This window comes from Acinetobacter sp. 25-47-122, from assembly GCF_056779695.1.
On sequence record NZ_JBWYIJ010000021.1, the window covers coordinates 1 to 8,908 of the forward strand.

Sequence of the window (8,908 nt, forward strand, 5' to 3'; positions counted from 1 at the left end):
ATTTTAATGAGGACTAAGGTTTGAGTTTGCATCGTTGCGACCGCCATCTTGTGTGGGCGGATCGTCGGGATTTCAACGAGCAAGGTTTCAACTGATGTAATCATTTCCACTCTACGCATTCTTGCATTGTGTATTTCATGTGGTATACCTTAAAAGAATGCAAAAATAGAGTCGAAGATCATTTTTGCATTTTAATATATTTTAAAGGTATGGAAGTCATGGAGCTTAGACATCTACGATATTTTGTCGCAGTGGTAGAAGAACAAAGTTTTACAAAAGCAGCCGAAAAGTTATTTATCGCGCAGCCACCATTAAGTAGACAAATTCAAAATTTGGAATCAGAGCTTGGTATTGCTTTATTTGAGCGAGGTAGCCGTCCATTAAAAACAACACAAGCCGGTTATTTCTTTTATCAGCACGCAGTGAAATTACTTGCCAATGCTGAAGAAGTTAAGTCTATGACAAAGCGTATAGGTCTAGTTGAACGTACAGTAACAATGGGGTTTGTCGGGTCACTGCTTTATGGGTTGCTTTCTAAAATTGTATATTTATATAGGCAGCAGCAACCCCACTTAAAGATTGAACTTGTTGAAATGACCACGTTAGAACAAGTTAAAGCACTCAAAGAGGGGAAGATTGATGTGGGATTTGGGCGGCTTAGAATTTCAGATCCAGCATTGAAGCGAATTTTACTTCGTGAAGAGCGCTTAATGATGGCAGTGCATGCGAGTCATCCTTTAAGTTTAAAAAAAGAAGGTGTTTATCTATCTGATATTTCTGATGAAAATATTTTTTTATACCCTAGCCATACAACCCCTAGCTTTGCAACTCAAGTCCAAGCCTTGTTTGCAGAATATAATTTAGAACCTAAAAATATTCGTTTGGTGCGAGAAATTCAGCTATCTCTTGGTTTGGTTGCAGCTGGTGAAGGTATTTGTATTGTCCCAGAAAGTGCGAAATCAATTCAGCTATCCCATTTGCTTTACATCCCAATTTTAGATGAAACTGCAGTAAGTCCAGTATTTATGACGATACGTAATCTAGATGAGAGCGAGGACATCATGTCTCTAATAGATTGTATTTACCAAGTGTATGATTTAGAAGCAATTAAGTATGATAGAAATTTAATTTAGATAGGGTCTAATACAATAATTAGACTTAGGTCTAAAGCTATTGGATAAAAAATAGCAATCAAAAATCTTAAATACTCAAAATAACTACGACTTTAGCTTATGCCCCGAAAAGGGGCTTAATTTTTTTTGATAAATTTCAAACAAATAATTTTAACTTTAAAGAAAAAGTAGGTTGCAATAAAAAATTCAAATTAGAAATTCTCAAAGAATTTTTTTTTAAAGTAATTATTCGTCTAATTTTCATTCAATCATACTAGAAATAAGCCCTCGAGATTATTTAGACCTTGAAGGTATATATATAGATATATTCGGTTTTGGACATTTTTTCAGCTTTAAGTCAATGTTGCGTCATATTTTTGGAGAGTTTATTTGCAGGAGGCGCAACCTTGGAAGCAAACAAATTAAATATCAATCGTGTGATTGATGATGCTAAGTTCACACCATTTCATTGGGGTGTATTGTTTTGGTGCTTATTGATTATTATCTTTGATGGTTATGATCTTGTCATTTACGGAGTTGCATTACCTTTATTAATGCAGGAATGGGCATTAACTTCAGTACAAGCTGGATTGTTAGCAAGTACAGCTTTATTTGGGATGATGTTCGGTGCTATGTCATTTGGTACATTATCAGATAAGCTTGGTCGTAAAAAAACCATCATGATTTGTGTGGCAATCTTCAGTGGATTTACATTTTTGGGGGCATTTGCATCAAATCCGACTGAATTTGGTATTTTACGCTTTCTTGCTGGTCTGGGTATTGGCGGTGTGATGCCTAACGTTGTTGCTTTAATGACTGAATATGCACCTAAGCGAATTAGAAGTACTTTAGTTGCTCTTATGTTCAGTGGATATGCAATTGGTGGTATGACGTCAGCATTATTAGGTGCTTGGTTAGTTCCACAATATGGCTGGAAAATTATGTTCTATATCGCTGCATTGCCTTTAATCGCATTGCCGTTGATTTGGAAATTCCTACCAGAATCTTTGATGTACCTGACCAACAAAAACCAAACCGAGCAAGTGCGAATTAATGTTAAGAAAATCGCACCTGAAAAAAATATTACTGCTGACACTCAATTTGTATTAGATGAAGTCACAGCAGGTGATGAAGCTCCTTTAAAAGCATTATTCCAGCAAGGTCGTACCTTCAGTACTTTCATGTTCTGGGTTGCATTCTTTATGTGTTTACTCATGGTTTATGCTTTAGGAAGCTGGTTGCCAAAACTGATGATTCAAGCGGGTTACTCGCTTGGTGCAAGTATGATCTTCCTATTTGCATTAAATATCGGTGGTATGGTGGGTGCAATCGGTGGTGGATATCTTGCAGATCGTTTCCACATCAAAAAAGTACTTACAATTATGTTCGTGTGCGGTGCACTTGCACTTATCCTTCTCGGCTTTAATAGTCCACAAATCGTGTTGTATACGCTAATTGCAATCGCGGGCGCTGCAACGATTGGCTCACAAATTCTACTTTATACATTCGTCGCACAATATTATCCGTCAACAGTTCGTTCAACTGGTATGGGGTGGGCATCTGGTATTGGTCGAATAGGTGCAATCGTAGGTCCAGTACTCACCGGTGCTTTGTTAACCATGGAACTTCCGCACCAAATGAATTTCTTGGTCATCGCAATTCCTGGTGTGATTGCAGCCTTAGCAATTTTCATGGTGAATCTGAAAAATTCAGTAGATGGTAAAATTGCTCAGGAAGAATCTGTACACTCTTCTAAAGTCGTAGAACAAACTCAGTAAAAATTCTTTATAAATAAGACAGCTGCCAGAAGGTGGCTGTTACTTAGACTTTTAAACCATTTTATTGGATAAGAGAGATTAGGATGATCTTTTCAAACAAACCTTTTACTTTAAGTTTAATCTCATTAGCTGTTTTAACATCTACTGCAGCATACGCGAATAGTCCACAACAGTCTGAAATAGAGCAACTACGTCAAGAAATTGAAGCACTTAAATCAATGATGGAACAACAACAGAAGAATGCTGTTGTACAGACAAAATCGATTGAGACATTAAAAACTGAATCTGTTAAACCCCAACCAAAACTAAATGTTGGTAAAGATACCACTTTTAATTTTTATGGAAATGTTCGTCTAGATGCTTCATATCAAGCTGAAGGTAGTGGGTTAGATCGCCTATATAATAATATTAATAAGGTTCCTTTAACCGGTAATAATGAGGCGAGTGATCAGCTTAAGTCGACTCTATCAGCAACACGTTTAGGTTTGGATATTCATAGTCAAATTAATGATAAAAAAGTTTCAGGTAAAGTTGAAGTCGACTTTTTGGGTGGAGCTGGATTAGATAATCTTCGTATACGTCATGCTTATATGAATTACGATAAATGGTTAATTGGTCAAACTTGGTCTAACTTTGCTGTGCCAGACTATATGCCTGAAACGATTGATGCCTTAGGTTATGTGGGTGGTGCTGTAAAACGTACACCTCAAGTTCGTTATAGTATGAGTTTAGCACCTGCAACAGGCTTGGTCCTTGCAGCAGAAGATCCAAAAGATGGCTTATCTAAAATGCGTACACCTGCAGTCACAGCGCGATTGAATCATCAATTAAATGATGATGCTAAACTCAGTTTACGTACTATGGTCGATGAAAAGAAAACAGAAGTTGATGAAGTCGTTGCATGGGGCGTAGGACTTGGTATGCAATATAAGTTAGCTCCTTCAACTACACTGAAAGCTGACTACTATCATGTAAAAGGAGATAGCAGTTTCGTTTCATGGACGAATCCTGGTATCAGCCGTAGCTCATCTGGTGAAATTTTAGATGAGAATGAATTTGACTCGATTACAATAGGTCTAACGCAGCAATTTAATCCTCAATGGCGTGGAACTGTTGGTTTTGGTTATATGAATCAAGATGTGACAAATGCTTATCGAGGTGGTGCAGTAAATCTGACAGAGATCAATAAGGAGCTTTGGCAAGGTTGGGTCAATGCATTCTATAGTCCGATCAAACCGATTAGCCTTGGGTTGGAATATGTGTATGGTGAGCGTAAAGCTGTAGTATCTGCACCAAATGGTTCTAACACAGGTGAGGATAATCGTGTAAGTGCTGTAGCAATTTATAATTTCTAAATGATTCCAGCTTGAATGATGATAAAAAGAGCGATTTTTCGCTCTTTTTTTATGGGATGGTTTTAGAGAATGTCAGAATAGATCCTAGAAAAAATAAAAATATAAAAGTACTATGAGATCTTATTTGACTTTAGATTCTCATCTACTAGGAGAAGGCGCGTTTCGTGTACGAATTAGATTGCAAATTACTCAGTATTTTTTTTCATGTTTACAAATTTAAAAGTGTCTCGGTTGCTGCTGAACAATTGCAGATGAGTCAACCTGCTGTAAGTAATATTCTTAATAAAATTCGACAACATTATAACGATCCGCTTTTTTTAAGAATTGGGAATGAAATGATCCCGACGGAATTATCAAAGCAATTATTCCCATTGGTCAGTGAAGCATTAAGTAAAGTTGAAGCGATTAATAATTTTACGATCGATTTTGATGAAGCTATATCAGATCAACAATTCACCTTGGCGATGACTGATGTTTCGCATTTAGTATTACTGCCTAAGATTTCCCAATATCTAAAAGCAAAAGCATCTCATGTCAGATTAAATGTGCGTCCAATAACTTCTGAAACAAGTTATCAAATGGCAAATGGTGAAATTGATCTTGCATTAGGATTTCTGCCTCATTTGGAAAATGGCTTTTATCAACAAAAACTATTCGAGCAATATTATGTTGTAATTGCAGCAAAAGATCACCCGCGTTTAACGGGAGATTCAATCAGCAAAGAGCAGTATTTGGCAGAATCACACATTGATATTGATGCGGGAATGGGGCATTACCATATTGAAAATGAGCTGTTAAACCTTGAACTTAAAAGAAATATTTTAATGCGATTACCAAGTTATCTTGGTGTTGGTCTTGTTGTTCAAGAAACTGATGCGATTGCTACAGTGCCTTACTATCTAAGTGAAGTTTTATTATCACGAGGCAATTTAAAAATCTTTGATGCACCTATTGCTTTCCCGACATATGGTGTTAAACAATACTGGCATATGTCCTGTCATCATAAGACCAGCCATCAATGGCTTAGACATATGTTTCATGAAATCCTTGTAAAATAACACTCATAAATACTCTATGAGCAAGCGATTGGGGTTATATAGGTAGGCTATTCCTTAAATAAAAAATAGCCTAAGCTCTAAGCATCGTTATTAATTTTTAACTAAACCGCCATCCACTATTAAATTTTGACCAGTGACAGCTTTGGAGTACGGTGACAAAAACATTAAAATGGCTGAAGCAAACTCATCAGGAGTGACTACTTTACGCAAGGGGGTAGCGGAAGCAATATAATCAAAAACTTCCTGTGGCGTGCTTTTACTTGCATCAGTTTGTTGAAGTAATCCACCAGACAACATATTGACATTAATTCCAAACTCACCTAATTCATGAGCACATGTTCTCGTCAATGCGAGAAGGGCAGATTTTGCAGTAGTATAGTCATGATATGGCACAACAGGATTTTGCACCAAGTTTGTTCCTATATTCACAATTCGACCGAATTGATTAGCTTTCATGTCGGCTAAAGCAGCTTGAGTGGTATTGAGGGCAGCTTTAACAGCACCCTCAAACTGAGTGTGCATATCATTCCACTGTATTTGTGAAATATTTGGTCTTGCATCCCCGTTAAATTTAAAACTAACGAGTGCATTATTCACAACTGAATGAATAGCTTCACCAAAGTGCAGTTTGGCAGCGTTAAACATTTTTGAAACTTGCTCTGCATCAGTAATATCTGCTTGATAACTAAATACTTGATCAGGATGTGAAAGTTTTAATGTCTTAGCAGACTCATGACTACTATGATAATTGACAACGACACGAGCGCCTTCGCTCAATAATGCCTTGGTAATAGCCAAGCCAAGGCCTCGTGCCCCACCTGTAATGAGTACAATCTGTTCGTTTATTTTCATTTACACACAATCAATAAGACTTGGTGAAGATTGTATTTAAATAATAAGTAACTTCAACCTTTGATAAAGCAAAAATATTTATTTTTGAAATGAAATTTCTAATAGTTTGTGATGAATAAATCTGAGCTTGTCTAAGACTTTATCTGATAGCGTAAATGGGTATGCATCATCTAAACCCATACTGCGATTAAGTGCATTTAAGTTAAAAGTGATGGTTAACCAGTTTTGTAAAACAGTTTCAAAGTTTTTAGCACCAATCGGATTTTCTTCGATCGTCATACTTGGAAGATCAGCACGTTTAGATTGAACACTCAGACCCGCATAGTATGCTGTTTCTAAGGTATCCATCATATGTAAATAATGTGCCCAAGTCTCAGCCCAATCTTCCCATGGGTGAGCACTCGCATAGGAACTAATAAAATTTTTCTGCCAGTCTATGGGTGGACCTTCGTGATAATGTCGCTTTAAAGCCTCAGCATAATCTTGTCGTTCATCTCCAAACATTACTCTGAACGCATCAATCAGATCTGGTCGAAGCTGTTGAATGAGATCGAAATAGTAATGCCCGCTTTCGTGGCGAAAATGACCGAGTAGGGTTCGATAGTTTTCACCCATTTTTATTCGGGTTGTTTCGCGGTATACGACGTCTGCTTCGCTTGCATTTAATGTAATTGTACCTTGAGCATGACCAGTTAAAACAGGAAGATCTGGTTCGGGCATCAAAAAATTAAATCTAAGTCCAAATTGATCATGATCATTTTTTTTTGGTCTCGGCATGATATTTAGTTGTTGCATCATATAAAGGAAACGACGCTTCGCATGCTCTAATCTGCTCCAATAGATGGTGTGATCAGGATTATTTAAATTTGGAATAATAGAGGTTAGTTTGCAAGAGTCACAGTAAATATCAGAACTTTCTGCAGGAATCATCCAATTGCATACATGATGATGCAAATAATTAAAACAGGGTTTATAGAGTTTACTTTTGAATTTGGGATTAATAGATTTCCACAATTGACTAGTATGTTTATGGAAACTTCCCATTTCTCTTTCTTCTACAACATATCCTAAATTAATTCCACAATGAGTACATGTAGAATTCATAAAAAAGATTTGCCGATTGCACTGCGCGCAAGAAAAATATTTCATAAAAATTATTCATTTTTTTGAGATTATACCATTGCTTTTTTCAAAAAAAAATTTGTGTTTCTGATATTAAATAATGAAAATTAAAAGCAAGAATAATGATGAACAATAAGTAATCAATGTATTGAATTTGTAAATACCAGTATAATTAAGATCATTTAGTTACTGTATAAAATAAAATCAATTTTATTAAAAAATAGTGTGATGCAAATCACAATATATTGAAATATATGATTTTTAATCTAAAAAAATCTTGATTAGAAAACTAAATGATCGTTTAATGCTATCAAGTAAAATTTCTTTAAATCTATGGGTATTTTGTATATGCAAACTCAGATTATCTCAAAAAAAACCTTGAATAATACGATCACTTCAGAAAGCAATATAATTAAAATTGTTGAAGACTCAGTTGTAATGATCGACGTGGCTCCTGAAGATGTTCAAGAGCTGATTGTGAATGATAATCAGGTCATTATTAAACTTAATAATGGGGAAACAATAACCCTAGAAAACTTCAATTATGAAACATCTGATTTAGTTTTCCGTAACCAAAATAGTGAGATGTTTGTTCTTGATTTCAAAAATGTAGAATACAACCCTTTAGAAAGCATAGAAGCGTTACTAGAAGGTGGTGCTGGAACTGGCGCTACAATCTTAAATAATTGGTTAGCTGGTGGTGCACTTGCACTAGGTGCAGTTGGAGTTGGCGTTGCTGTATTTGATGCTGCTAATGGATCAAGTGACACAAAACAACCTTCCAAAGATCTCAGCAAATTAGTTGATGCAATCAATGATGCTAAAAATTCATTAAATCAATTGGATGGTGATGAAAAACAGCGAGTTGAAAATGCTATTAATGATGCAGAAGCTGTTTTAAAAGACCCAGAATCAAGTCAAGAATTACTTGACCAGACGGCTGATGATTTAATTTCTATTGTTGAAGATGCTTTAAAAGATCAAGAAGCTAAAGATGCTGCTAAATTAGAAGAAGCAATTAATAATCTTGAAGCTGATTTGGAAAATGCAAAGGATAAGTTGGAAAATGAAGATCCAAATGATCCATATACTGATGAAACTAGATCAGAATTAGAAAAAGAAATTGAAGAAGCTCAAAAGCTTGTAGATGACTTTAATAACAATATTGGTGACAAGCCAAGCATTGATGATGTAAATAATGCTCGTGATGAACTAAATAATGCTGTGGATAATCTTACTAATTTAGATTTTTCAGCAGCAACACAAGCGGTTCAAACTGCAGAAGCTAAGCATGATGAATTGGTAGAGGCAATTGCTGCTAAAAATGGTGTAATCAGTCCAGCAACGCAAGCTCAATTACAAGCGATCAAAGATCAATTAGATGCGTTGAAAGGTACAGCACAAGGCTTGGTTGATGCATTACCTGCATCAGCAGCTAAAGATGATCTAGATGCTCGTTTAGATGCTCTAGATACAGTTGTACCAGCAGTGAACGATACAGATAGCAATGGTATTGCTGATGATGTTGATGCCGCGATTGCAGCAGCAACACAAGCGGTTCAAACTGCAGAAGCTAAGCATGATGAATTGGTAGAGGCAATTGCTGCTAAAAATGGTGTAATCAGTCCAGC

General features: G+C 36.1%; 7 protein-coding genes. 5 read left to right on the plus strand and 2 right to left on the minus strand.

Annotated features, from left to right (window positions below; genetic code table 11):
* Positions 1–218 precede the first annotated feature (218 nt).
* From AC1M9P_RS14485 to AC1M9P_RS14500, 4 genes are all read left to right on the plus strand, one after another.
* On the plus strand, positions 219–1,133 hold the full coding sequence (locus AC1M9P_RS14485) for a LysR family transcriptional regulator (protein WP_035270297.1): 915 nt from the start codon (positions 219–221) through the stop codon (positions 1,131–1,133).
* A 386-nt stretch (positions 1,134–1,519) separates the two neighbouring features.
* Entirely contained in the window at positions 1,520–2,890 is a 1,371-nt protein-coding gene (locus AC1M9P_RS14490; RefSeq protein ID WP_481588077.1) for an aromatic acid/H+ symport family MFS transporter, read from the plus strand.
* Between the two features lie 83 nt (positions 2,891–2,973).
* The gene (locus AC1M9P_RS14495) at positions 2,974–4,245 is read left to right on the plus strand and encodes a DcaP family trimeric outer membrane transporter (RefSeq protein ID WP_481588078.1); all 1,272 of its coding nucleotides are present in this window, start codon (positions 2,974–2,976) and stop codon (positions 4,243–4,245) included.
* A gap of 164 nt (positions 4,246–4,409) precedes the next feature.
* On the plus strand, positions 4,410–5,303 hold the full coding sequence (locus tag AC1M9P_RS14500; protein ID WP_092766282.1) for a LysR family transcriptional regulator: 894 nt from the start codon (positions 4,410–4,412) through the stop codon (positions 5,301–5,303).
* 90 nt (positions 5,304–5,393) lie between these two features.
* Here AC1M9P_RS14500 and AC1M9P_RS14505 read toward each other — a convergent pair whose 3' ends face one another.
* Positions 5,394–6,155 carry a 3-oxoacyl-ACP reductase gene (locus AC1M9P_RS14505; RefSeq protein ID WP_481588079.1) on the minus strand — a complete coding sequence of 254 codons (762 nt, stop codon included), beginning with the start codon at positions 6,153–6,155 and terminating at the stop codon, positions 5,394–5,396.
* Positions 6,156–6,233: 78 nt separating this feature from the next.
* Positions 6,234–7,304 (minus strand): zinc-binding metallopeptidase family protein, encoded by a 1,071-nt coding sequence (locus tag AC1M9P_RS14510; RefSeq protein WP_481588080.1) that lies wholly within the window; start codon positions 7,302–7,304, stop codon positions 6,234–6,236.
* A 321-nt stretch (positions 7,305–7,625) separates the two neighbouring features.
* Here AC1M9P_RS14510 and AC1M9P_RS14515 point away from each other — a divergent pair.
* A partial coding sequence (locus AC1M9P_RS14515; protein ID WP_481588081.1) for a BapA/Bap/LapF family prefix-like domain-containing protein occupies positions 7,626–8,908 on the plus strand: 1,283 nt, incomplete at its 3' end.